Annotated in this window: 20 protein-coding genes; 10 read left to right on the top strand and 10 right to left on the bottom strand. The window is 56.9% G+C overall.

Annotated features, from left to right (window positions below):
* Window positions 1–3: 3 nt before the first annotated feature.
* Genes MQE22_RS06635 through hflD form a run of 5 tightly spaced genes read left to right on the top strand, consistent with a single transcriptional unit; the run spans window position 4 to window position 5,612 of the window.
* Complete coding sequence (locus MQE22_RS06635) at window positions 4–900, top strand: LysR family transcriptional regulator (protein WP_215873247.1); 897 nt, start codon at window positions 4–6, stop codon at window positions 898–900.
* Complete coding sequence (sfsA, locus tag MQE22_RS06630) at window positions 897–1,595, top strand: DNA/RNA nuclease SfsA (RefSeq protein WP_215873248.1); 699 nt, start codon at window positions 897–899, stop codon at window positions 1,593–1,595. The genes MQE22_RS06635 and sfsA overlap by 4 nt, the downstream gene beginning before the upstream one ends.
* 23 nt (window positions 1,596–1,618) lie before the next feature.
* Window positions 1,619–2,428, top strand: a complete 810-nt coding sequence (map, locus tag MQE22_RS06625; protein ID WP_215873249.1) for a type I methionyl aminopeptidase — start codon at window positions 1,619–1,621, stop codon at window positions 2,426–2,428.
* A gap of 11 nt (window positions 2,429–2,439) precedes the next feature.
* Window positions 2,440–4,953 carry a bifunctional uridylyltransferase/uridylyl-removing protein GlnD gene (locus tag MQE22_RS06620; RefSeq protein WP_215873250.1) on the top strand — a complete coding sequence of 838 codons (2,514 nt, stop codon included), beginning with the start codon at window positions 2,440–2,442 and terminating at the stop codon, window positions 4,951–4,953.
* Window positions 4,950–5,612, top strand: a complete 663-nt coding sequence (hflD, locus tag MQE22_RS06615; RefSeq protein WP_215873251.1) for a high frequency lysogenization protein HflD — start codon at window positions 4,950–4,952, stop codon at window positions 5,610–5,612. The genes MQE22_RS06620 and hflD overlap by 4 nt, the downstream gene beginning before the upstream one ends.
* Here hflD and MQE22_RS06610 read toward each other — a convergent pair.
* The 8 genes from MQE22_RS06610 to MQE22_RS06575 all read right to left on the bottom strand — a co-directional run bounded on the left by MQE22_RS06610 (window position 5,591) and on the right by MQE22_RS06575 (window position 12,492).
* The gene (locus MQE22_RS06610; protein ID WP_215873252.1) at window positions 5,591–6,283 is read right to left on the bottom strand and encodes an endonuclease III domain-containing protein; all 693 of its coding nucleotides are present in this window, start codon (window positions 6,281–6,283) and stop codon (window positions 5,591–5,593) included. The genes hflD and MQE22_RS06610 overlap by 22 nt on opposite strands.
* Window positions 6,280–7,098, bottom strand: coding sequence for a 23S rRNA pseudouridine(2605) synthase RluB (gene rluB, locus MQE22_RS06605; RefSeq protein ID WP_215873253.1), 819 nt, complete (start codon window positions 7,096–7,098; stop codon window positions 6,280–6,282). The genes MQE22_RS06610 and rluB overlap by 4 nt, the downstream gene beginning before the upstream one ends.
* Before the next feature lie 73 nt (window positions 7,099–7,171).
* Window positions 7,172–8,482 (bottom strand): NAD(P)/FAD-dependent oxidoreductase, encoded by a 1,311-nt coding sequence (locus MQE22_RS06600; RefSeq protein ID WP_215873254.1) that lies wholly within the window; start codon window positions 8,480–8,482, stop codon window positions 7,172–7,174.
* Window positions 8,483–8,623: 141 nt separating this feature from the next.
* A complete protein-coding gene (gene scpB / locus MQE22_RS06595; RefSeq protein WP_226826878.1) occupies window positions 8,624–9,145 on the bottom strand; it encodes an SMC-Scp complex subunit ScpB in 522 nt (173 codons plus the stop codon).
* The gene (locus tag MQE22_RS06590; RefSeq protein WP_215873255.1) at window positions 9,138–9,920 is read right to left on the bottom strand and encodes a segregation and condensation protein A; all 783 of its coding nucleotides are present in this window, start codon (window positions 9,918–9,920) and stop codon (window positions 9,138–9,140) included. The genes scpB and MQE22_RS06590 overlap by 8 nt, the downstream gene beginning before the upstream one ends.
* Window positions 9,910–11,109 carry a tryptophan--tRNA ligase gene (locus MQE22_RS06585; protein ID WP_215873256.1) on the bottom strand — a complete coding sequence of 400 codons (1,200 nt, stop codon included), beginning with the start codon at window positions 11,107–11,109 and terminating at the stop codon, window positions 9,910–9,912. The genes MQE22_RS06590 and MQE22_RS06585 overlap by 11 nt, the downstream gene beginning before the upstream one ends.
* The gene (locus MQE22_RS06580) at window positions 11,106–11,768 is read right to left on the bottom strand and encodes a site-2 protease family protein (RefSeq protein ID WP_215873257.1); all 663 of its coding nucleotides are present in this window, start codon (window positions 11,766–11,768) and stop codon (window positions 11,106–11,108) included. Before MQE22_RS06580 ends, MQE22_RS06585 begins: the two co-directional genes overlap by 4 nt.
* Before the next feature lie 7 nt (window positions 11,769–11,775).
* Window positions 11,776–12,492 (bottom strand): L-threonylcarbamoyladenylate synthase, encoded by a 717-nt coding sequence (locus MQE22_RS06575; RefSeq protein ID WP_226826876.1) that lies wholly within the window; start codon window positions 12,490–12,492, stop codon window positions 11,776–11,778.
* On the opposite strand from MQE22_RS06575, the gene MQE22_RS06570 reads away from it, so the two are divergent.
* The 3 genes from MQE22_RS06570 to MQE22_RS06560 are packed head-to-tail and all read left to right on the top strand — an operon-like array spanning window position 12,472 to window position 16,251.
* Window positions 12,472–13,131, top strand: coding sequence for a 7-cyano-7-deazaguanine synthase (locus tag MQE22_RS06570; RefSeq protein ID WP_215873258.1), 660 nt, complete (start codon window positions 12,472–12,474; stop codon window positions 13,129–13,131). The genes MQE22_RS06575 and MQE22_RS06570 overlap by 21 nt on opposite strands.
* 26 nt (window positions 13,132–13,157) lie before the next feature.
* Complete coding sequence (locus tag MQE22_RS06565; protein WP_215873259.1) at window positions 13,158–13,979, top strand: ferritin-like domain-containing protein; 822 nt, start codon at window positions 13,158–13,160, stop codon at window positions 13,977–13,979.
* Window positions 13,980–13,989: 10 nt separating this feature from the next.
* Entirely contained in the window at window positions 13,990–16,251 is a 2,262-nt protein-coding gene (locus MQE22_RS06560; RefSeq protein WP_226826874.1) for a mechanosensitive ion channel family protein, read from the top strand.
* Here MQE22_RS06560 and proB read toward each other — a convergent pair.
* Both proB and MQE22_RS06550 read right to left on the bottom strand, forming a co-directional pair.
* Complete coding sequence (gene proB / locus MQE22_RS06555; RefSeq protein ID WP_255790268.1) at window positions 16,242–17,387, bottom strand: glutamate 5-kinase; 1,146 nt, start codon at window positions 17,385–17,387, stop codon at window positions 16,242–16,244. The two genes, MQE22_RS06560 and proB, sit on opposite strands and share 10 nt — an antisense overlap.
* Window positions 17,384–19,003, bottom strand: a complete 1,620-nt coding sequence (locus MQE22_RS06550; RefSeq protein WP_215873260.1) for an APC family permease — start codon at window positions 19,001–19,003, stop codon at window positions 17,384–17,386. The genes proB and MQE22_RS06550 overlap by 4 nt, the downstream gene beginning before the upstream one ends.
* Before the next feature lie 293 nt (window positions 19,004–19,296).
* On the opposite strand from MQE22_RS06550, the gene MQE22_RS06545 reads away from it, so the two are divergent.
* Both MQE22_RS06545 and MQE22_RS06540 read left to right on the top strand, forming a co-directional pair.
* The gene (locus MQE22_RS06545) at window positions 19,297–22,410 is read left to right on the top strand and encodes an L-glutamate gamma-semialdehyde dehydrogenase (RefSeq protein ID WP_215873261.1); all 3,114 of its coding nucleotides are present in this window, start codon (window positions 19,297–19,299) and stop codon (window positions 22,408–22,410) included.
* Between the two features lie 118 nt (window positions 22,411–22,528).
* Window positions 22,529–24,088, top strand: coding sequence for an APC family permease (locus MQE22_RS06540; RefSeq protein WP_215873262.1), 1,560 nt, complete (start codon window positions 22,529–22,531; stop codon window positions 24,086–24,088).
* The last annotated feature ends 7 nt before the right edge of the window (window positions 24,089–24,095 follow it).

The following is a 24,095-nucleotide window of genomic DNA, read 5'->3' as shown; positions in this document are numbered from 1 at the left end:
CGCATGGAGCGACGTATCGATCCCAGCCTGCTTCTAATCTGGGCACAAGCCGCACGCGCCGGAAACCTGCATCAGGCAGCCGAACGCCTGTTTCTTACCCAACCGGCCATTTCCCATCGTCTCAAACAGTTGCAGGAGCGTGTGGGGGAGCCTCTCTATCGTCGCACCCATCGTGGTATCAGCCCTACTCCTATGGGCATTGCGCTGTGGCGTATTGGTGAGCACATCGAAGCCGCGTTGGCAGAAGCTGAGTCCCTGTGCGCAGACAGTCAAGGTCTGCTGACGGGTACCGTGCACATGGCTGCCAGTCAAAGTAACGCCGAAGTGTTGTTGCCCCGCTTGCTGGCGGAGTTTCACCGCGACTATCCTGGGATCCACTTGCAGGTTTGCGCGCTCAATAGCCGGCAAGCGCGGCAAAACAAGGATGAATATGATCTGGTCTTTGTAGAAGACGACGTGCAACTGGGAGAGCAAGGGAACTGGCGCTTGGAAATCCTCGTCAAGACCGAGATCGGCCTGATGCTGCCCGGGCAACATCCATGGGCACAGGAAGGCTCGGCGATCCCCTTGCAAGTCTTGGAGGGCAAGGATCTGATCTGGCGGGAACCGGGGTCCGGCATTCGCGAAGCAGTGCAGCAGGCTGCTCGGCGCCTCGACATCGACTTGGCCATTCGCTATGAGTTCAGTGGCCATGCGGCCATCCGCGAAGGTGTTCGTAGCGGTTTGGGTCTCGGATTTTCTTCCTTTTATCGGAGCAATCTCCCGGATGATCTGCGTCTGTTGCACTTCGACCCACCTATCCCGCATCGTCTTGCGGTCCTGTTCCGAGAAGATGCCAATCCGGCCACCCATACCCTGCTGCAAAGCTTGCGCTCGCATCTGCGAGGCGCCGACGCTTGAAACTACCTCCCCTTACCCCGGCAAAGCTATTGCGGCGCTACAAGCGCTTTCTTGCCGACTGTGAGCTGGAAAACGGCGAGGTGGTGCAGGTGCATTGTCCCAACCCCGGCAGCATGCGCAGTTGCGCCGAAGCCGGCCAGCCCGTCCTGTTGTCCTGGCATGCGGATAAAAAACGCAAGCTCCCCTGGACCTGGGAACTCTACTGGAGCGGTGCGAGTTGGGTAACGATCAATACCCAAAGACCCAATGCCGTGGTGGCCGAAGCGCTGCGCGAGCAGCGGATCGTGGAGCTCGCCGGGTATCGCGAGCTACGCCGCGAAGTTGCCTACGGCGAGCATGAACGAGTGGATTTCTGGCTGGGCGATCCCGAGCACGGCGAGGTCTTCGTTGAAGTGAAATCCTGCACCCTGCTGGACGATGAAGGCGTGCTGCGCTTCCCGGATGCCCACAGCCGTCGAGCGCTGCGTCATCTGCAGGCACTGGAAGGGGAGCGATCACGCGGGCATCGTGCCGTCATGCTGTTTTTGCTGGGACGCGAGGATGGTCACGGTTTTGCCCCCGCTGACGCGATCGACCCGAAGTACGGCGCCGCGCTGCGCCAGGCGCGCGAGCGCGGTGTTGAGGTGCTTGCCTACCGAAGCCGAGTCAGGCCTGATAGTATAGAGCTTTGTGACGCGGAACCGCTGCTGTTCTGAGTGAACCGTGCGAAGGAGCCTATATGTTACGCCGAGCCCAAGCCCGTCCCCCGGTAGTGGTCCACAACGCCGAAGAAATCGAAAAAATGCGCGTTGCCGGGCAACTGACCGCCATGGTCCTGAAAATGATTGCCGAGCATGTGCGTCCCGGCATCAGCACGGGGGAACTCGATAAGATCTGTCACGACTATATCGTCAATGATCTGCAGGGGATCCCGGCCCCCCTCCACTACCAGCCCAGCCCAGAGTATCCGCCCTTTCCCAAGTCCGTGTGCATCTCGGTCAATCACGTGATCTGCCACGGTATTCCTGGTGACCGCATTCTCAAAGATGGCGATATTCTCAATATCGATGTCACCGTTATCAAGGATGGCTTTCATGGTGACAGCAGCAAGATGTTCCTGGTGGGGAACGTCCCCCTGAAAGCGCGGCGCGTCGTCGAAGTGGCGCACGAGAGTATGGTGCGTGGCATCGAAGTCGTGCGCCCCGGGGCAACTTTAGGAGATATCGGGCACGCCATTCAGAGTTATGCCGAAGCGCAACATTGTTCGGTCGTGCGTGAATTTTGTGGTCACGGTATTGGCCGCAAATTTCATGATGAACCGCAGATCCTGCATTACGGCGAGCCTGGCAAGGGGCTGGCCCTGCAGGTCGGGCAAACCTTCACCATCGAGCCCATGATCAATGCTGGCAAGCGGCATATTAAGGCCCTTCCCGACGGCTGGACCATCGTCACCAAAGACCACAGCCCTTCGGCGCAGTGGGAACACACGGTTCTGGTGACGGAGACCGGCCATGAGGTACTCACCCAGTTACCGGGAGATTCCCTCTGAGAGCAGCGGCCTTGGCCTCTGACAGCGAGTCGGTGCCTCTCCCCGCCGCTGCAGCTTTGCCGTCGCCTTTTCCCGCTATGGGCAGCACCACGCAGCGCCTGCGCCGTTTTGCGCGGGAAACCGATGCCCTGTTGCAGACCCTCTGGCACCAGTTCGAGCCGCCTGCCGGGCTCAGCCTGATTGCGGTTGGCGGTTATGGACGCGGCGTCCTCTTTCCTTTCTCGGATCTCGATCTGCTGCTCTTGCGCGCGCCCGACTGCGCCGCGGAAGACTTTGTCAGACAACTTCTGACATCTCTCTGGGATCAGGGGCGGCAGGTTGGCGCCTCTTTGCGCACAATAGACGAATCCCTCGAGGCGGCGCGGGACGACTTGACTGTTGCAACCACCTTGCTGGAATGCCGTTTTCTTGCCGGCGACGCAGAGCTCTGGCAGGACCTGCAAGCACAACTGCAGAACAATCCCCCCTGGTCCATCAATGCCTTTTTTGCCGCCAAGGTGGCCGAACAGGAGGCGCGGCATCGTCGTTTCCGTGACACCGCCTACCATCTGGAACCGCAGATCAAAGATGGGCCAGGGGGGCTGCGCGATGTGCACCAGCTGCTTTGGTTTGCCGGGCGCGTTTGGCAACGGCCAGAGCTGGCGATGTTCAAGCGCGTCGACATCCTGGATGCGGCGGACTTGCGCCAGTTGCGCGCGGCCGAGCGTTTTATCGCGCAAGTGCGGGTAGCCATGCATCTGCGTAGCGGACGTGCCGAGGATCGGCTGCGTCTAGAGTTACAGGAAGCCATCGCGAAGGATCTTGGCTTTTCGGCAAAACGCGGCAGAAGTGCGGCGGAGCGTCTGATGCAACGCCTCTATCAGTCCTTTGCCGAAATCCAGAGTTTGGCAGCCATTGTTGAAGAGGCGATTGCGCACTACTTGGCCACGGGAGAATCCCCCGATAGCTCCGTCGATGCCGAGGAGAGTCCAAGTGCGCTGCTACGCCATTGGGGACAACGAGCGAGTGTTGCGGCGGATTTGCCCGCTCAGATGCTGCGCGCCGCTCGGCGCCAAAAAAGAGATTGGAAACCGCAACTGTTTTCCGATCCAGCCTTTCGTCTGGCATTTTTACGGGCCATTATCGAGCCTGTGCGCGCAAGCCGAATGCTGAACTGGTTGCATCGTGCCGGCATACTCGGACGCATCCTTCCCGCTTTCCAGCGGGTCAGCGGGCTAATTCAGCACGATCTGTTTCATGCCTACACCGTCGATCAGCACACCCTCTTCTTGATCGATCAACTTGCGGAGCTCTGGCGCGACGAGGAGACTGGCAGCATTCGCAGAGCCCGGCGCGAAATCGACCAACCTGCCTACCTGATCCTGGCTGGACTTTTTCACGACATAGGCAAAGGTCGCGGGGGGGATCATTCGCGTATCGGGGCACGGGAATGGCGCAGCTTCGCGCGACGGCTGCAGCTCCCGGAAAGCGAGCGCGCTCTGGTCGCCTGGCTCGTGGAAGGGCACCTGCAGATGTCCTCCATCTCGCAGCGACGCGATCTCGACGATCCCGAAATCATTCGCCAGTTTGCCCTCTGGGCGGGTACCCGCAAGCGCCTGGCGCACCTGTTTCTATTGACCGTAGCGGATATGCGGGCTACCAACCCAGAGCTCTGGAATGACTGGAAAGCCAGCCTTCTCTATAAACTTTATGAGCGCGCCGACGCCTTTCTCGCCTCTGATACCGCCCCGGATGATCGCCTGGAAACTGCGCGCCAGCGCATCGAGATATTGGGTCGAGATTTTCCCTCCATGCAACGCGAACGACTGGAGCGGTTGTGGCGCGCCCTGCCGGTAGGGTACTTTCTCCGCTACGATAGCGAAGAGCTGCTTTGGCAGGCTCGACAGATCCTGCAAAGAGACGAAGAGTATCACGTCGCCATCCGGCGCCATCCCCACCAGGGAGAGCAAATTTTCCTTTTCGGTCCCGACCGGCCAGGTTTGTTTCAGGATATTGCCGCACTCCTCGATCGTCATTCCCTGGCAGTTCTGGAAGCACGGATCGATACCAGCGACAACGGTCTCGTGCTGGATACCTTTCACGTACTCGACGAAACACGCGCCTTTCAGCGTTCGGCGGCGGCCCATGATGAGCTGGCGACGGAGCTCCGCAACATGCTGCATCTGGGGGTAATCAGCCAACCCCACTTTGGGCTGCGCCACCGCGATGCGCGCCATCGTTTTTTTGCCGGCATTCCGCTGCAACTGCATCTGGATAATGATGCACTTCCGGACGACACCTTGCTGGAAGTGCAGGCCTGTGACCAGATGGGATTGCTCTATACCGTTGGTGCGGTAATTGCGGGTCTCGGGTTCAGCGTCGTTGCCGCAAAGGTTTCTACCTTTGGTGAGCGTGTGGAGGACACCTTTTTCATCCGTAATGAACAAGGGGAAAAATTGCGCCGCCGGGAGCGTCAACTCTTGCTGGCAACCCTAGAACAGCGACTGAACGACAAATTTCCTTCGGAGAGGGCGAAAGTTCATTGATCTCCCAGTTTTTACCCGCAGCACAACGTCTACCTGATCGCTGTCTCGCCCTGGCAGGAATGCTCCGTGCTGCGCTCGAGGTGCAGGAAGCAGCGCGGCGCGGACGTAGCGATAATCACCTGTTGCTGCTCAGCGTGCAGAGCATTTTGGCGATCGACGCGCAGGACAGCATTGCTGCCCTGGCAGGCCTTGAAGGATTGCAGCGCGCCCTGCAGGCCCTCTGCCCATTGCTGCATCGGGGTCCGGCACAGGCGGAGGAAGCAGAACTCTTGCGCTATACCCTCTCGCTAGCCAAGTTGAGCGGCCGCCTGCTGGCGCAGCCAAAGGCCCTGGATCGCGTGCAACGGGGCATAGAGCAGGCGCGACGCCAAGTCGATCATTTTGGCGAGCTGCTGCATCCCAGTGTCCTGGCCGGTCTGGCCGACACCTATGCCGAGGGTATCGGTACCCTCTCGCCGCGCATCATTGTGTCCGGCGAAAGCCGTTTTCTCACCCGCGACGAAGATACCGCCCGCATTCGCACCCTTCTCCTCGGGGGAATCCGTGCCGGCGTGCTGTGGCGTCAGGCGGGAGGCAGGATCTGGAGCACGCTGCTCGAACGGGGAAAACTCTGCGAATGCAGCCGCGACTACCTGCGTCAGTTACCCGGCCGCTCCTGACCGGCTCCATAGGCACAACGTCTGCGTAACGGACATTGGCTGCAAAATGGGCGGCGCGGTCGACAAATATTTTTGCCCAGTTCCACAAGCAAGGCGTGTAATTCATTGCGCATTGCGACATCGCCAGGTACCAGAGCCGACTCGATGTCCCGCTGTAACTCTGCGTACGTCACCCGCTCTGTGCACCAGCCCAGACGGCTGGCGATGCGCTTGGTATAGGCATCGACAACCATGATCGGCAGTTGGAGCGCGTAGAGCAGAATGGAGTCGGCGGTTTCCTCCCCGACCCCATGCACCTGCAGCAATTTCCTGCGCAAATTGGCAAGAGCCCCTCTCTCCCGCAGGGATTCCGGCAGTTCGGCACAGCCCTCTTCCTGCAAAAAGGCACACAGGGCCCGCAGGCGGCGAGCCTTTACCCGATAATAGCCGGAGGGATGCAGACAGGACTCCAGATTCGCGTCATTGCTGGCGAGAATCTTCTCGACGCCCATCAGGTCGGCAGCCTGCAAGCGGGCAATCGCCTTCTCCACATTCGACCACGCCGTATTCTGCGTCAGGATGGCACCGACCATTACCTCGAAGGGTGTTTTGGCAGGCCACCAGTGTTGCACTCCCCAACGATCCAGCAATTGACGGTACAGCCATTGCCAATCGTTTACCGAAGCCGTCATCGCCGGGGTGGCATCCGCCGACCGCGTGCCGTACCAGAAGGGCTCCCCGGCGCGTGTTTTGCGGGTAGGTCGTCTTTTTCCTGCCAATCGATCTCTGCAAAAAGCGCCGCACGCTCCTCCTCTGGCAACTCCTCGAAGTACCCACTCTTCAAATGCCTGGGCATTTCGATAGGACCATAGCGCACGCGGATCAGACGGCTCACCGCCAGATTCAGGGCACTGAACATACGCCGCACCTCGCGATTGCGGCCCTCCTCCAGCGTGACATGATACCAGTGATTTGCCCCTTCCCCGCCGGCATCTTCGATCTGCAGAAATTTGGCGGGACCGTCTTCCAGCTCCACGCCGCTGAGCAGTTGGTCTATCTGCTGGTCCGATAGCCGGCCGAGCACACGCACCGCATATTCCCGCTGCAGCCCATAGCGCGGATGCATCAGCCGATTGGCCAGATCTCCATCATTGCTGAGGAGGAGCAGACCCTCGGAATTCAGATCCAGCCTGCCGATCGAGACCCAGCGGCTGGCGCGCAGGCGTGGTAGGCGGTCAAAGACCGAGGGCCGGCCCTCGGGGTCACGCCGACTGCAGATCTCCCCAGCCGGTTTGTGGTAGCGCAAGATCCGCAGCCGTCCCTGCGTCCAGGCGGGAATCTGCAGCGGCTTGCCATCCACCAGGATTTGCGCGTTCGCGTCTACGCGATCGCCCAGTTTGGCAAGCTGCCCATTAACGCTGACGCGACCGGCGGCAATCCATTCTTCCAAAGCCCGGCGCGAGCCGAGGCCATAGCGTGCCAGCACCTTTTGCAACTTCTCATCCATTTGGCTGCCTCCCGGCAGTAACAAAACGGCCCCACCGAGCTGGTGGGGCCGATACTGGCGACGTCAGCGTGCCTCAGGAAGCCTTGCGCTGCTCGACTTCTGTCTCTTCCTTGAGGCGGGTGATACCCATCATCTTGAAGAGCACACGCTCGTAGAAGGGCTCGGAGACCCCCATCTTCATCTTGCGGATGAAGTACTTCTCGAAGGCGACCTTGGCCAGATGTACCCAACGCCCGTAGGCGAAAATGTCCACCTTGCGCGGCTTGATCTGCGGCAGCGCCACAAAGGCAGCGCCACGATCACCCATGTCCGCAAAGCAGACGGCATTCCAGGTACCCATGGTCTTGTCGCCCACGCGGCCTTCGATGTCCGCCTTGATGTTGTACACCGAGGCGCTGACCATGGACTCGATCATATAACCGGTCTTGGGAGCGCCAGTCGGTACCGGGGTCGCTTCCACGGGCGGAATGGCGATGGCAATGCCGACGGCGTAGATGTTGGAGTATTTCTTGCTGCGCTGGTTGTCATCGACAATGACAAAGCCGCCCGGATTGCAGAGTCCTTCGACATTGGCAACCGCAGGAATGCCGCGGAAAGCGGGGATCATCATGCCAAACTTCACCGGCAGGGTGAATTCCTTGACGGTCTCGCCCTTGTCGTTGACCTGGGTGATGAACATTTCGCCATTCTCGACCTTGCTCACCTTGCAGTTGGTGTAGGCCTTGATGCCCTCCTCTTCCAGCCCTTTGGTAAGGATGCCGGTGGAATCACCAACCCCAGAGATACCCAGATGACCAATGTAGGGCTCGCTCGTAACAAACGAGAAGGAGGGCACCTTGTCGCGCATCCCGCGCTTCTTGAGGTCGGAAGCGACAATCATGGCGTACTCGTACGCAGGACCGAAGCAGCTGGCACCAGCCATGGCACCGATGACGATGGGGCCGGGATTTTCGAGCAGTTCTTGGTACTTGCCATAGGCGAGTTCCGCATGATCGGTAGTGCAGACAGACTGCACGGGTCCTTCATGCGGGTCAGAACCCGGGACCAGCTCAAAGGCCAAACGTGGTCCGGTGGCGATCATCAGATAGTCGTAATGCACCGAGCTACCATCCGCCAAGGTAATGGTCTGCGCTTCGGCGTCGATCTTTTCCGCATTCTTGGCGATGAACTTGATGCCACGGCGTTCTACATAGGGCCGAATGGGAAAGGTAATGTCTTCGCGCTTAGACCAGCCCACGCCCAGCCACGGGTTGGACGGCACGAACTGAAAGTAGTCGTTGGTGCTGATCAATGTAACTTCGTGGCCCGCTCCCAGAGCGTGCTTCATCTCATACGCGGCAGGCATTCCGCCCGTGCCTGCGCCCAAAATCACCACATGTGCCATGGTCTTGCTCCTCAAGTTTCTGCCCAATGCAAACGCCGATAATGTCGGCAAAGATTTTCTACTGTTAGCTTACCGGGAAACTATCAATCAGCGCGGGGCCACAGTCAAATCAGCACTTTCTAATCTTTTCATTATATTTCCTTATGATTCTGGCAACGCATTTTCCAGATTCACCGCAGGCATTTCGGCCAAGGAAGACAAACCAAAATGACGCAGGAATTCCGTCGTTGTTCCCCACAGCGCTGGTCGTCCCGGGCCGTCTCGATGCCCCTTGATTTCAATCCAGTCAAAGTCCTGTAGTTGTTGCAGAATGCCACTGCCCACAGCAACGCCGCGCCAATCTTCGATTTCGGGCCGCGTGATGGGCTGATGGTAGGCGATAATGGCCAGAGTCTCCAAAAGGACCTTGCGCAACGGGCGCGGCTTCTCCAGCTGCAGCTCTTGGAGAAGATACAGATACCGCGGATGCAGGCGCGCCTGCACCTGCCCTCCCTGCGCGATCAGCTGCAGAGGCCCCCAACCGGTCTCTACAAGTTGGACCAGCACTTCCCGCCATTGTGGATGGTCGTTGCCGAGCAAAGCATCCAAGTCTTTCTCGCTTATGCCCTCTGTACGCAAGAGCAGAATCGCCAGGAGGAGATCGCGCAGGGGATCTTCAGACATTCTCGTCCCCGGCGACGGCACTCAGCAGCCAAACCTCATCTTGCCAGAGCAAGCACAGTGCCTGTTGCCGCAAGAGCTCAAGAATGGCCAGTAGATTCAGTCCTACTTGTAAGCGATCTCGTTGCCGCGGCAGGATTTCATGAAAATGCAGCGGGCGGATGGCGCTACGACAGCATTGCAATACCTCGAGAATGCGTTGCCGCAGGTCGAAGGCGAAGTGCGGCGCTGGTGCGCGCGCCTGCCTGTGTCGGTGACGCTGCGCGATCTGTCGCAACAGCTCTGGCAGTCGGGATACGGCAAGCACGGGCGGTACGAGCGGCACCGGATCATGGGCAAGAGCGGTGGGAAGCAGAAAATCCAGGCCGGCCCGCGGTAGGGTCGTCAACGCCTCGGCTTCCGCCTGCACCTGGGCGAGCTTGGCCAGGCGCAGTGCGAGCTCGGCGCGCGGATCCTCAGCCTCCCCCTCCTCACTGGGCGGCAGGGGTAAGAGCATGCGTGCCTTGATCTCTGCCAGCCAGGCTGCCATCAACAGGTAATCTGCCGCCAATTCCAGCTGTCGCCGCCGAGCCTCCTCCAGGTAGCTAAGATACTGGCGGGTGACTTCCGCGACAGGAATGTCGCGAATATCCATCCGATTGCGGCGAATGAGCCATAAAAGCAGATCCAGCGGCCCGGAAAACTGGTCGAGAATGACCTCCAGGGCATCGGGCGGAATATACAGCCCCTCGGGGATGGGCATGACCTCCCCGGAGGCAACTCCCTGATCAGCCGGCATCCAGCCCCATGACTTCGCGGACGCGAATCAAGGTCTGCTCGGCGCGGGCTCGTGCCTTCTCGGCCCCATGCGCAGCAATTTCCCGCAGCCGCTCCGGCCGTGCCGCCCAGTCCTCGGCGCGTGCACGGATGGGCTCCTGCTCCTCCAACACCTTGTCCACCAGTACGCTCTTGCACTCCACGCAGCCAATGCCAGCACTGCGACAACCCTCTTGCACCCAGGCACGGGTGGTCTCATGGGAATAAATCTGGTGCAACGGCCAGACCGGGCAGCGCTCCGGGTCGCCGGGATCGTGGCGCCCCACCCGTGCCGGATCCGTGGGCATGGTGAGCAGTTTTTTGCGCACTGTTTCCGGCTCTTCGCGCAGGGCGATGGCGTTGCCATAAGATTTGCTCATCTTCCGCCCGTCCAATCCCGGCATTTTTGCCGCTTCCGTCAGTAGCGGTTGCGGTTCGCTGAGAATCGTCCGTCCCTTGCCTTCGAGATTGGCAAGCAGCAGGATGCGCGTTGCCTCGTTGATACTGGCAGCGCTGTCAAGGAGTTCGCGTGCCTGCGTGACCGCGCTGCCGTCACCATCCTGTTGAAAACGCTCCAGCAGACGCTGATATTGCTGCTTGCCTTTTTTGCCGAGGGCGCGCAGGCCTGCTGCGAGTGCCTCGCTATCCTCCTGGCTGCGGCCATAGAGGCTGTTGAAACGACGCGCCAGTTCGCGACAGATTTCCAGGTGCGCCACCTGATCGGCACCGACCGGCACCCAGGCAGCGTCATAGAGCAGGATATCGGCGCTCATCAAGGCCGGGTAGCCCAAAAATCCGAAGGTTGCCAGGTCGCGGTCGCGCAACTGCTCCTGCTGATCTTTGAAGGTGGGCACCCGCTCCAGCCAGGACAAAGGCGTCAGCATGCCCAGCAGGAGGGCCAACTCGGCATGCTGGGGTACCCAACTCTGCACAAAAAGCGTTGCCTTTTCCGGATCGAGCCCTACCGCCAGCCATTCGACCAGCAGATCCCAGGTCGACTGGCGAATACCCTCTGGATGCTCGTAATGGGTAGTGAGGGCATGCAGATCGGCGACAAAGAAAAAGCTCTCGTGCTGCTCCTGCAAACGCAGCCAGTTTTTCAAGACGCCATGGTAATGGCCGAGATGCAGGCGTCCCGTAGGACGCATGCCGGAAACGACCGTTGCGCTCATGCCAGCCCTCCCAGCCGAAAAAAGAATCCCTGAAACCAGGTAAAGGCGGGGCCCAGCACCGTCCATAGGATCCCGGTAAAGAGCAGCACAATCAGAATGATGAATCCATAAGGCTCGACCCGGCTTAGGGCATTGGATGCGTCGCGGGGCAAGAGGCCCACCGCCACCCGCCCGCCATCGAGGGGCGGAATGGGAATGAGATTGAACAGAATCAGTACCCCATTGATCAGGATGCCCGCCTGCCCCATCAACCGCATTGGCTCGGCAAAGTACGGTGCGGTAGCTGCCAACTGCACCCCCAGCCAGAGGACCATGGTCCAGAAGATTGCCATGATCAGATTGGCGGCAGGTCCGGCGATGGCAACCAACACCATATCGCGCTTGGGATCGCGCAGACCTGCGAAATTGACCGGCACTGGTTTGGCGTAGCCGAACAGGAAAGGTGAATGGAACAGCAGCAACATGGCGGGCAGCAGGATCGTGCCAAAGGGATCGATGTGCTTGAGCGGATTCAGGGTCAGGCGACCCATCAGCATGGCCGTGGGATCGCCGCGTTTCCAGGCCATCCAGCCATGGGCGACCTCGTGCACGGTAATCGCAAAGAGCACCGGAATCGCCCAGATACTGATCTGCCGAATAATATTTTCGATATCGTTCATGCGCCGACTATACCTCTTCTGCGATCGGATTTCCGGTATCGGCCAGTTCGATTCCCAAAGAATCCGGATCACCCAGGCCGCGGCGAAGAAGACGTGGCGGCCACTCACTCAGATCAATCACCGTAGAGCACTGGGTTTTGCCGTCCTCGGCGCGGAGCAGCACATCCACGCGATTACCGATCCGATCCGTGATTTCATGCACTTCGTGTAACGGCAGAGAATCACCGGGAAGCTGCAGAGTGGAGCTCATCAGCGGTTCTCCCAGCTCGCCAAGGAGCCCCTGTACCACCGGGGCATCCGGCACACGTACCCCAATGCTGCGCCGTCGCGGGTCTGCCAGGCGCCGCGGGACGTCGTGGGTTGCGGGCAAAATAAAGGTGAAGGGACCAGGTAAGACCCGCTTCAGGATGGCAAAGTTGCGATCGTCGAGCTTGGCGTATTCTGTTAGCTGCGAAATACTGGAAAATAGCAAGGACAGGTCGTGATGGACGTCGAGCTGACGGATCTGCCGCAGGCGCTCCTGCGCCGCCTTGGCGCTCATGCAACATCCCAGCGCGTAGCAAGTGTCGGTGGGATACACCAGAAGGCCACCGGCGCGGGCCTGCTCTGCCGCCTGTCGGAGAAGACGCGCTTGCGGGGTTTGCGGATGGACATCCAATATCAGGGTCAAAGAGTTCTCGATAGGCAAGGAGAAAACTGCGGCATGATAGACCAAGTACAACATTTGCTGCCAGCTCTTGCGGGAGGCAGCCGCATACTCCTGCTGATGAGTGGTGGAGTCGAGAGCAGTACACTCTTGCGCCTTCTGCAGCGCGCAGGCTATGCACCGGAACCGTTTTTTCTGGATTACGCGCAGCGCGCTGCGGCGCAGGAGTGGCGATCGGTGCTGGCGCAGTGCGGGCAGCTGGGGATCGCTGCCCGGAGCATACCTATGGGAGAATTGGGCGAGGCGCTTGGCGAACTTCGACCGCATCGCTTCCATGTGCCCATGCTCTATCGCAATCTGATCGCCATCAGCGTGGCGGCCAGCGCCGCGGGCGCCTTGGGAATTCCACACATCTGCATGGGGATCACTGCTGATGACGCCGCGGTGGACAGCGGATCACGCGCGGAAACATTGGCCCCGCTGCGGAACAGTCTGGCAGCGCTGGGACGTACTCTGTTGCTGCCACTGTCAGAATTGACCAAGGCGGAAGTCGTGGCATTGGGTCAGGACTTGGGCGTCGAGTGGAATTTATCGTACAGTTGTCTGCTTGGGAGGGCGCAGCATTGTGGCGTTTGCCCGCAGTGCCTGAAGCGACGGGAAGCATTCCGTCGCGCTGGCCTGCGGTCCGTAGACGTCCAGTACGCCCGCAATGAATGATTGACAGAACAGGAGAGCTGCCTCGAATGGCCAAGAACCCCCGCCATCCTCGCTGGTCTCTACAAGATATCCCCTTCGACCGCATAGAGTGCGCTGCCATCGCTGAGGAAAATGACTGGTTTTATCTTTTGGCTGGCGCTTCTTTTGTCGAGACCTTGTCGGACCTCTACGCTCGCAATCTGGCGGAATATTATGGAAGCAATTTGGAGGCGCAGTCGTGGCTCCGGGAGCAGTGGGAACAGGAAGAGGTGCAGCACGGCCGCGCCCTGCGCGCCTACGTTTTGGCAGTTTGGCCAGATTTCAATTGGGAGGCCGCCTACGCACGATTCGTGGCGGAATATGGCCCGCTCTGCCAGACCGAAAGTCTGGGACCTACCCCGGCACTGGAGATGGCGGCCCGTTGCGTGGTCGAGACCGGCACTGCCAGTTTTTATACGATGATTCAACAGGCAAGCCCGGAACCCGTATTACGTGAGCTTGCTGCTCGTATCCGCGCCGACGAGGTACAACACTATAAGTACTTTTATCGCTTCTTCCGGGAATACCAGACGCGGGAAAGAATTTCTCGCTGGCGAATTCTGCGCGGATTGTGGCAACGTGCCGCCGAGGCAGACCTCGAGGACAGCTTTTTGGCCATTCGTTGCGCCTTTGAACTGCGCAATCCAGGGCAGACTTTTACCCCAAACGACTTCCGCGCCTTTCGCAAACGTCTGAGCGTCTGGATTCGCCGTCACTATCCCTTTGAGATGGCAATCAAGATGCTGATGAAGCCGGTTGCCCTGCCACCGATGCTACAACGCCTGCTCCTTCCCTTGCTCATGCGCGGAGCCCGGCGCGCAGTTACCTGAGCCGTCTGGCATGACCTCAGAGAAGCTGTCGCAATCGCTGTTGCGGGTCTGCCTCGGCTTGCTGTTGGCATGCGGACTGCTTTCCTCCCTGGCGTCAGCTAGCCCAACGAGCGACTTCGCCGGTGATGCTAGTGTACTGCACCACATTCATGATTCCTTGAACGGCTCAGTCAGCCTCCAGCAACTGCGTCAATGGCAAAGACAGACGCAGGCTGTGGTTGCCTCCGCCAACGCCTGTACTCAGAGGCAGCAGGCATCACTCAACACCATTGAAAAATCTCTGCATATTCTAGGCCATCCAGTCGCAGGCGAGCCAGCTGAGCTCGGTCAATTGCGACAAAAGCTCGAAACCCAGCAGAAACAGGTCAACGGAAAACTCGCTGCGTGCAAGGTACTGTATGTCGGTGGGAATACCGTCCTCGGCGAACTGCACGCCAAGCAAACCCGTATCCATACCCGAGAACTGTTGCAGCGCGGTCCCGATTTTATTCAGCAAATTTCACAGATTGTCAGCACCCCCAAAAAAACATGGGAACAAGAAAGGGATTTTTGGATTCGTTGGAATGCTATCGCGATATTCAACGACCCCAATTTTCAGGGGGCCTGGGGAATCGGCATTGCTGTTTACCTGGTGGCGATGATTCTGCGCCGTAACTCCAGATCTGCAATTCGGGAGTTATATCCGCTGCTTGCCATTATCGCCTGGCTACTGGCAAGTGTTCTGCTCGGTGTTTTGCTGCCGATCACTGAGTTGGTGCTGACGACTTTATCCGCGTACATCCTCAGCACCTGGCTCGCCCGCTCCATGCTGCGCCATCTAGCCGAGATACCCAATCGTGCACAGCGAGAAGCCGTGTTATTGCGGGTATTGTGGCGTCCGTTGCGCTTCATCATCACCTTTGGCGTCTTCGTGGTGATGTACCAGTCCCTTGATCCGCAGGGAAGCAACATCATCGCCGAACACACGGCCCTGTTGACCGTAATCCATACAGCAATTCTCTCCAGCATCATCTGGATGCTATGGCGTGCTCGACGCTTCACCTTTCTCAAGAATTGGCGATGGCTGCAAGTCCTTCTTTTTGGTCTGGCCACGGTTCTGATCCTGCTCAATTTCATTGGCTTCTCTCAGCTTGCCAATTATCTCACCGATGGTTTCGTCACTACTTTGGTAGCCGTCATCGTTGCCCGAGTCGTCGCCTGGTTCATAGACGATATCTGGGGGGAAGACGACGACGAAGACAACGGTGCTCTGCCGCGTCTCCTTCGGCAACACCTGGGATTCACTACACAAGGCAGTTCGTGGTTGTACTGGCTACGAATTCTCATCCACGCCTCCCTCTGGATGTTGGTATTGGCTATCAGTTTGCTTGCCTGGGGCCTAACGCATAGTAGCTTCCACTACTTTTGGCAGTATTTCATTCAAGGTTTCAGCGTCGGGAACTTTCATATTCAGCCGTTTCGCTGGTTGATCGCGATCTTCTTGTTGATTGTTCTGTTTAATGTCAACCAATGGATACAGAGCCGGCTAGCCAGTGCGCGCGGTATTTTTCGCCATTTCGACATTGGCTCCCGTCATTCCGTCCTCGCTATTTTTCGCTATGTCGGCTTTATCATTGCCATTCTTCTATCGCTATCGACAGCGGGAGTGGCTTTGCATAACCTCGCCATCATTGCCGGTGCGCTGTCCGTCGGAATTGGTTTTGGTTTGCAGAATATCGTCAACAACTTCGTTTCGGGAATCATTCTACTGCTGGAACGTCCCATTCGCGTTGGTGACTGGGTCAGGGTGGGAACAACGGAAGGTTATGTACAGCGGCTCAGCATACGCTCTACGCTGATTCTGACCTTCGATCGCACGGAAGTTTTTGTACCGAATTCCGAGCTCATATCCGGTCAGGTCACCAATTGGACGTACAGTAATAACGTGCTGCGGCTCATGATTCCGTTACGAGTACGGCATGACTCGGATATTGACGAAGTGCGCGAAATTCTGGAAGAAGTTGGTCAAAATCACCCTGACGTTTTACAGGATGATCCGCGCGGTATTCCACCGACGGCATTACTGCTGGATGTAACCGAAAACTCTCTAGTGTTTTATCTGCGCGTGTACATCGGCGACTGCAACAACAGCTTTACCATTCAGACAGAACTACGTGCCCGAGCGGTTGAGGCGTTATATCGCCGCGGCATACGCCTTGCGCACCAGCAGCAGGATCTTTATTTTCCGGAGCGCGCTCCGGCCGCCGAGCACGATAGCTCGGCTCAGGTCTGACTACGTACCAGATTATCGCGGTGAATAGCAACGCGAAAATCATCAGAAACATCGCCCTCTTCGGCCAATTGCAGACGACAGTGTTGGAGCAGATGAAAATCCAGATTGATCAGACCGCGAGCAATCTCGCGCCCGCTTGGATCGAGACAACTGACGAGATCTCCCCGCCGAAATTCACCTTCCTGTCCTTTGATACCGAAAACTAGGAGGCTCGCACCCTCCGCTCGAACAGCATCGGATGCCCCAGCGTCAAGATATAACTTACCATGCACACGCAAGTGGTCAGACAGCCAGCGCTTACGCGCCGTCAGAACGGCTTTTCTGGCTTCGAGCAGGGTACCGACTGACTCTCCCGCGGCGATACGGAGTAACACTCGCTCCTCCAGACCGCCAGCGATGATCGTGGAGGTGCCTGAACGCGCCGCCCGTGCCGCTGCCTTCACCTTTGCCAACATCCCACCCGTACCTACCGAGGATCCACCGGAACCGGCCAAACGTTCTAGGCGCGCCTCACCTGCCTTGGCATGATGGATTAACTTTGCTTCGGGATGCGTGCGCGGATCCGCGTCAAACAGACCGGACTGATCCGTCAGCAAAACGAGCAAGTCTGCATCCCATAAATTAGCGACCAACGCTCCCAAGGTATCGTTGTCGCCCAGCTGTATGGCGCGATGCGAGATGGCGTCGTTTTCATTGACGATGGGTAATACGCCGTGATCGATCAAGGTGCGCAAAGTTTCGCGGGCATTCAGGTAGCGCGCACGATTGCGCAGCTCCTCATGCGTGAGTAGGACTTGGCCACAGTGCAAGGTAGGATGGTTTTCCCGCTGAATCTGGTGCAGGATTTTCTCGTAGCCATGCATGAGAATAGACTGACCGACGCTGGCAGCAGCCTGACGATCGGCAAGGCGTGTCGGTCGGCTTTCCCAGCCCATACGTCGAGCTCCAACGCCGACCGCTCCAGAAGACACCAATACGATCTGATACCCATCATGGATCAGCGCCTGTATCTGCAATAGCCAGTCGGAAACCCGGTCTTCTGCAAGCCTTCCCATGCCATTCATGAGCAGGCTGCTGCCGATTTTCACCACCCATTTTCTTCCTGCGGAAGGACGCTCCCGCTGGTTTTCGCTCACGGTGCGCCAACCCCGCGCTTACCCAGATTTCGCATGTAGACCCGAATCTCGTGATCAGAGACAGCACTATGCACTGCCCAGTAAAAAATCGCAAGGCTGAATGCGGCGATGATGGCCATTCCCTCGTAGAACCCGATCATACCAATCCCGCCCAGCGATTTAGGGCTAATCCAAGATACTCCCCATATACCAAGGAAATAAGGAATAATCCACCACATGTATTGCCAACCCATTTCGCGCAGAGGTTCTTTGCGGAAAACACCCCAGATAGCATAGAGCGCAAGCAGTACAAATAGTGTTCCAAAAATAAAATTGAGGGTATGCAATCCGGACCAGTAGACGATCCAGGTCCCCACAACAAAAGAGATCGGTGCGATTACTTTTGCTCCAGGAAGGGTGAAGGGCCGCTCGAGGTTTGGCATCGCCTTGCGTAGCTGCATCAACGCAATGGGACCGATGACATACGACAATACCGTCATGGAAGCGATATAACCAACCATTTTCTGCCAGGACGGAAAAGGTAGGAAGAAAATGGCCCCGACAATGTAGAGCAAAATCAGACTGGTCCAGGGCACGCCATGCCCGTTGATCTTGCCAAGAATCCTAGGGAACGCTCCACTTTCTGCCGTTGCCAGGGTGACACGGGCGGAAGTGGCGGTGTAAATCAATGCTGTCCCGGCTGGAGAGACAAAGGCGTCCACGTACAGAAGGACAGCGAGCCAGGAAATTCCAATGCTGGCGGCCAGCGCCGCAAATGGCCCATTGATGCCGGGAAAGTGCAAATGCTCCCAGCCACCATTGGCCAGATCTTCTGGTCGCACCGCAGCAATGAATGCCACTTGTACAAGGATATAGATGCCACCTGCGATCAGCACCGAAAGAATGGTCGCCAACGGCAGATCACGTTTGGGGTTTTCACTTTCACCCGCCAGATCGATGGCGTGGCGAAAGCCCAACAAAGAGAAAATGACGCCACCGGTTGCCACGGCAACAAACATTCCTTGAATATTGCTAGCAGAATTTCCCGCAGCGCTGTGAAAATTGCCCGAATGCCAGCCGAGAACAATAAAAGCAATTCCTGTGAGCGCTGGAATCGCTATCTTCCACCAGGTGGCACCGTTGTTGATCCGAAAAATCCAGCGTACTGAAAGAAAGTTCAGTGCCACGAAAAACGCCAAAGCGAGCAGTGCGTAGAAATATCCTTGACTGCTCAGCAAGCTACTATTGGGCTGCAAAAAATGAGGAAAATAATTATTTCCGTAGGTAAGCAACGCCGTCACTTCGATAGGAGCAATCGTCGCGTATGACAAAAACAAAATCCAGGTCCACATGTTACCGACGATCGGACCGTTGCCAATATTCGCCAGATGAACTACCGCGCCGGCTTTGGGAATTAGCGGTGCAAGTTCGGCGAAAACCACAGCAAGCAAAAGAATGGCGACCATGCCGATCACCCACGAACCTATCGCATAAGGACCAGCCATTTTGGCCGTATATAGCGGACCGAATAGCCAGCCAGAACCAATTGAAGCACCAACGCAGGCAAGGATTAGACCCTGCAATTTTCCTTCCCGCCGTAAACCCCTCTTATCATCCCGCAGTGGTTGATCTTTCAAAGTGATTCTCCCTTTTTTGATGATAATCTAATTTTACCTTGCCATAAAAATAAATGTGTGTCAAATCTCGAAAATGCTTTCACGAAGTTTTTCTTATTTTGCAAATTGAAATCAGGATAGCTACTATACTTTAATTAATGTATTTGGATTTTGTGATCATCCGAATAACATGAGATATTTATCGTGTGATGGGACTATCACTACTGGAGGATCCTCATTTTCCCTTCGGACGTCCAGGTACAATATTTGCTGGACGAATTGTATACCGCTGCAGTGATTCATAAGGAATGCCAATGCTTGACCGCTCGAATGATAGAATTGCGCCAAATGAAGATCTCAATTGCCAGAGCGTCGCGCGCAAGATCTCTTTGCCCTTGGCAGTGCGCCCAGAACAAGACTGCGTCACGGCCGCGCAGCGCTATCTCGAAGATCTCTCCTGGGATGCCGTCGTAGAACGCTCTGCACCTTGGATCCAGGGCGCACGCGAGTCGCAACGCCACAATTTCTTGGGTATGGAAGCCCTGTTGGCAGAATATCCACTGGATAGCGCGAGCGGAACTGCTCTCATGCGACTGTCCGAGGCCTTGCTGCGCGTCCCAGACCGCGCCACTGCAGGCGTTCTTGCCGCAGATCAGCTACGGCGCGGATTCTCCGAGCAAGATGGGCGCCAAGACAACACTCGCTCCCTCATTACACCGATGTTGCGCATGGCAGCCCAGTGGCTTCCGGACCCCACGCAGGGCTCCTCGCCAAAGCAGACGCTGCGCGCCCGCAGCATCCTGCATGCCGCTACCCAGGCAGTGCGTTTTATCGGCCATCAGTTCATTTTGGGAGAAACCATTGAACAGGCACAGAAACGAGCTGCAAATCAGCGTCGCTTGTCTGATAACTGGCGATTTTCTTTTGATATGCTGGGGGAGGGTGCGCGCTGTCAGGAGGACGCTGAACGATACTACCAAGCCTACCAAAATGTCCTGGGCCAGTTGCGGCTGCAAGAGCACAAAGGAGGGCCGATAGAACGGGATGGTCTCTCTATCAAGCTCTCCGCCCTCGAGCCACGCCTCGAAGCAGTGCAGTTGGAGATTCTTCTCCCGCGCTTACTCCCCAAGTTGGTGCAGTTGGCAAAAATGGCTGCGGGGGCGCGGGTAGGTTTAACCATCGATGCGGAGGAATGCGAGCGCTTAGAGCTGACCCTGCAGATCCTGGAGACACTCCTTGGAGCAATTGCGGATGATGCCGACTGCGCGGATTGGACTGGATTGGGTATTGCAATCCAAGCCTATCAGACACGTGCTTTGGATACCGTCGACGCAGCAATTTCTCTGGCACAACAATTTCAGCGTCCACTGATGTTGCGCTTGGTAAAGGGGGCCTATTGGGATAGCGAAATCAAACGCGCCCAAGAACTAGGCTTGACAGGATATCCCGTATACACCCGCAAACGTCATACGGACTTATCCTACCTCGCTTGCGCGCGAAAAATGTTGGCGGCGGCTTCTGAAGGACATATTTTCGCACAGTTTGCCACGCACAATGCGACGACAATTGCCGCGATTCTTCTCATGGCGGAAGGATTGCCACAAGGCGTTTTTGAGCTGCAGAAGTTACATGGAATGGGAGATGCCATCTATGCAGAAGTACTGGCATCAGAGTCTCTTCCCGTGCGGGTCTATGCGCCAGTGGGCATACATCGCGATCTGCTTGCCTATCTGGTCCGGCGGCTTTTGGAAAACGGTGCCAACAGTTCTTTCGTGCACCAATTGGCGCAAAAGCGCGTTCCTCTTTCAGCGCTTCTCGCCAACCCCTTTTTGGGGGACAGCGACTCGCCCCTACCCTTACCCGCGGAAATATATGGTGAGATCGCCGGCGCGCAGCGTCCCAATCCCATAGGGGTAGACGTATCAGAAGAAAGTCAGCGCTCTGCCCTGATGCAGGCCTGGCGGCACGAGCTGCCACCGCAAAAAACGCGCAAGGAAGACCCATGCGATACCATTCCCGAGCGTATGCGCAAACTGCAAGAGGCGCAGCAACGATGGAATTCCTTGCCCCTCGCGGAGCGTTGCGCCTGCCTGCTGCGCGCCGCGGATTTGCTGGAGGCACAGCGTGATTCCTTCACCGCTCTGGTAGTCTGGGAAGGGCACAAAAGCTGGGTCGATGCCATCGCCGAGGTGCGCGAGACCATCGACTATTGCCGCTATTACGGTCTATTGGCGCAAGAGCAATTGGCTGATCGTCGTCTGCCGGGACCCACTGGCGAGTCCAATGGTCTGCGCATGGAAGGTCGTGGCAGCATGGTATGCATCAGCCCCTGGAACTTTCCTCTCGCCATCTTCGCCGGACAGCTGCTTGCTGCCATCGTTTGCGGTAACAGCGTGGCGGTCAAACCCGCTGAACAGACGCCGGCAATTGCGGAGGCGTTTGTAGCCTTGCTCCAACGCGCCGGTGTCCCCACAGGTGTGGTCGATTTGTTTCACGGCCCGGGGCGCAGCCTTGGCGCCGAATTGGTACGCGCTACAGGAGTAGCTGGCGTGCTTTTTACCGGCTCTACCGGCGTGGCAAAGCAGATTCAGAGAAGTCTGGCCGCAAGCGAAAGTCCGATCGTACCCTTGGTTGCTGAAACCGGCGGTCTCAACGCTATGATCGTTGACTCCACTGCTCTCCCAGAACAGGTAGTGGATCATGTGCTGCTGAGCGCCTTTCGCAGTGCCGGACAGCGTTGTTCTGCCCTGCGTCTGCTTTTTGTGCAAGATGATATCGCCGATGGGCTCGTACAGATGCTTGCCGGCGCAATGGCACTCTTACAGATTGGCCCACCCGAGGATTTTGCCAGCGATGTGGGTCCCGTCATCGACGTCACTGCCCAAAAACGAATCCTTGCGCAAATCCAAAGATTGGAATTACAGAGGGGAAAGTTACTGGCGCGTAGTCCCTGGCCCTCTTCGGCAAACATCACCGGCAATGGTAGCGCCGCCATCATGCGGGATAGTCTGGGGCGAGTACTGCATTTTATCGCACCCAGCCTCTATATCGTAACTCCAGACCAGATCCTGGCGGAAGAAATCTTTGGACCAATCCTGCAGGTGGTGCGTTGGTCGGGTTCCTGGGAGGACGTCGTAGAACAGATCAATACCTTTGGCTATGGTCTGACCTTGGGCATCCAGACGCGAATTGACCGTCGCGCAGAAGGCATCAGCCGCCTCGCCCGCATCGGAAATATCTACGTAAATCGTGGCATGACGGGTGCCGTGGTCGGCGTGCAACCCTTTGGTGGAGCGGGACTTTCCGGTACTGGCCCGAAAGCGGGAGGACCACACTTTCTGGCGCGTTTGTGCCAGGAAAAAAGCATCAGCATCAATACGGCAGCAGCGGGAGGAAATGCAAGCCTGCTCAGTCAATCCAAGTGGTAAGGCCTGGCCTGTATGACAGAAGATTTTGCCGCTTTGATACATAGCATACTGTAATGTTTGCGATCTGCATTTTACCATGTTAGGGTGAAAATGAAGCCGCATGATAGGAGATCCGCTCATGACACACAAAAAAGCCACCCTGCATCGCGAATTGACGTTAATCGACCTTCTCATCATTGGTATTGGTGGAGCAGTGGGTACTGGCGTCTTATTTGGTAGTGCAGGTATGGCAGCAATTGCTGGGCCGGGAGTTATTTTTGCCTGGCTGATTGGTGGGCTCATGTACCTCACGGTTGGTCTCACCTACATAGATCTCAATCGTTTGTATCCAGAGGAAGGCGGGCCGTCACGCTATAGTTTATATACCTTTGGATCGATCACCAACATGATCAATGCGTTTTGCGATATACTTTGGTATCTTTTCATTCCTCCCATCGAGGCCCTGGGGGTAGTCGAAGGACTTAATTTCTTCTACCCACACTTCATCAATTCCTCGGGAAATCCAACCATGCTCGGCGCCATCCTTGGCGTTGTATTCATGCTGTTATTTTTTCCTTTCAACTATTTTGGCGTCAAGGCGTTTTCCAAGAACACCAACTGGTTTGGCGGAATTAAGCTGCTACTCTACCTAGCCGTCGCCTTGGGCTTCCTCTCCGTTGGTCACTTTGTCAACTTCACTGCACACGGTGGACTGGCTCCCTTTGGGATTTCCGGAATTTTTCTCGCTATCCCGCTAGGTATGTTTGCTTTCGGCAGTCTGCGCGTGATTCCGGATTACTCGGAGGAAGTCAAAGATACAAAGGTGATATCAAAAGCGATATTGCTCTCCTTACTTGGTCAGACTCTGTTGTATATTCTGTTTGGTGCGGCGCTTGTTGCGGGACTGAACTGGCATGACGTCAAAATTACGGCTGGACATTGGGCAGGTTTGACCTCCATTCCAGGAAATCCATTTCTTTTCATGGCGGGGCACTCCAATCTTTCTTGGCTAGTGGCCATAGTCGTCATTATCGCGATTATCGGTCCCTTCGTTACAGGATATATCTATCAGGGTGGAGCCAGTCGTATCCTGTTTGCCATGGGAAGATCGAAAATCCTCAGCAAGAAAATGACGGAGCTCAGCAAGTCTCATGGGATTCCCGTGCAGTCCTTGGTTGTCACCACAGTGGTCGGCGTTCTGATTGCTTTCATCGCCGCACCGGCACCCTCTATCTACGCCTTATTGGGAGATGCTGTTGTTGCAGGTTATCTGGGTTTTGCCGTCAATCCTCCGATCATGATTGCGCTGCGCAAAGATGGGACTCAGGGATATTTTCGTTCGCCCACTGTGGTCAATATCATCGCCGCATTAGCCATGGCTTCGGCATCGCTCATTGTGTACTGGAGTGGATGGCCTTCCGTTCCGTATGCTGCCATTTTGGTACTTTTGTTGTCGATCATTTTCGGTTTCTCGGGACGCGCCAACACCCATTTCGTCAATTCGATCTGGTATATTTCTTATATTATTTTTCTCTCCTTCATGACGTACATCGGCAGCGAAGGCGCACTGCATCTCCTAAACTTCACTTGGGGTAGCATTATTGTAATTCTGGTAACGGTATTTATCTTTCTACCTTGGGCAGTTGCGTCCCGCCTGAGCGTGGAAGAACAGCCCAAGTTTGTTGCACCCATCGCCTGAAGATCTA

This window comes from Acidithiobacillus sp. YTS05, from assembly GCF_024396695.1.
Taxonomy (GTDB): Bacteria; Pseudomonadota; Gammaproteobacteria; order Acidithiobacillales; family Acidithiobacillaceae; genus Igneacidithiobacillus; species Igneacidithiobacillus copahuensis.
The sequence above is the reverse complement of the archived record's forward strand: the minus strand, read 5'-3'. Positions and strand labels throughout refer to the sequence as shown.

Excerpts from the sequence above, each read along its gene's own strand:
- MQE22_RS06635 (WP_215873247.1), top strand. The coding sequence starts at position 4 with ATGGAGCGACGTATCGATCCCAGCCTGCTTCTAATCTGGGCACAAGCC.
- map (WP_215873249.1), top strand. The coding sequence starts at position 1,619 with ATGTTACGCCGAGCCCAAGCCCGTCCCCCGGTAGTGGTCCACAACGCC.
- MQE22_RS06610 (WP_215873252.1), bottom strand. The coding sequence starts at position 6,283 with ATGACGGCTTCGGTAAACGATTGGCAATGGCTGTACCGTCAATTGCTG.
- rluB (WP_215873253.1), bottom strand. The coding sequence starts at position 7,098 with ATGGATGAGAAGTTGCAAAAGGTGCTGGCACGCTATGGCCTCGGCTCG.
- MQE22_RS06600 (WP_215873254.1), bottom strand. The coding sequence starts at position 8,482 with ATGGCACATGTGGTGATTTTGGGCGCAGGCACGGGCGGAATGCCTGCC.
- scpB (WP_226826878.1), bottom strand. The coding sequence starts at position 9,145 with ATGTCTGAAGATCCCCTGCGCGATCTCCTCCTGGCGATTCTGCTCTTG.
- MQE22_RS06590 (WP_215873255.1), bottom strand. The coding sequence starts at position 9,920 with ATGCCGGCTGATCAGGGAGTTGCCTCCGGGGAGGTCATGCCCATCCCC.
- MQE22_RS06585 (WP_215873256.1), bottom strand. The coding sequence starts at position 11,109 with ATGAGCGCAACGGTCGTTTCCGGCATGCGTCCTACGGGACGCCTGCAT.
- MQE22_RS06580 (WP_215873257.1), bottom strand. The coding sequence starts at position 11,768 with ATGAACGATATCGAAAATATTATTCGGCAGATCAGTATCTGGGCGATT.
- MQE22_RS06570 (WP_215873258.1), top strand. The coding sequence starts at position 12,472 with ATGATAGACCAAGTACAACATTTGCTGCCAGCTCTTGCGGGAGGCAGC.
- MQE22_RS06575 (WP_226826876.1), bottom strand. The coding sequence starts at position 12,492 with ATGTTGTACTTGGTCTATCATGCCGCAGTTTTCTCCTTGCCTATCGAG.
- MQE22_RS06565 (WP_215873259.1), top strand. The coding sequence starts at position 13,158 with ATGGCCAAGAACCCCCGCCATCCTCGCTGGTCTCTACAAGATATCCCC.
- MQE22_RS06560 (WP_226826874.1), top strand. The coding sequence starts at position 13,990 with ATGACCTCAGAGAAGCTGTCGCAATCGCTGTTGCGGGTCTGCCTCGGC.
- MQE22_RS06545 (WP_215873261.1), top strand. The coding sequence starts at position 19,297 with ATGCTTGACCGCTCGAATGATAGAATTGCGCCAAATGAAGATCTCAAT.
- MQE22_RS06540 (WP_215873262.1), top strand. The coding sequence starts at position 22,529 with ATGACACACAAAAAAGCCACCCTGCATCGCGAATTGACGTTAATCGAC.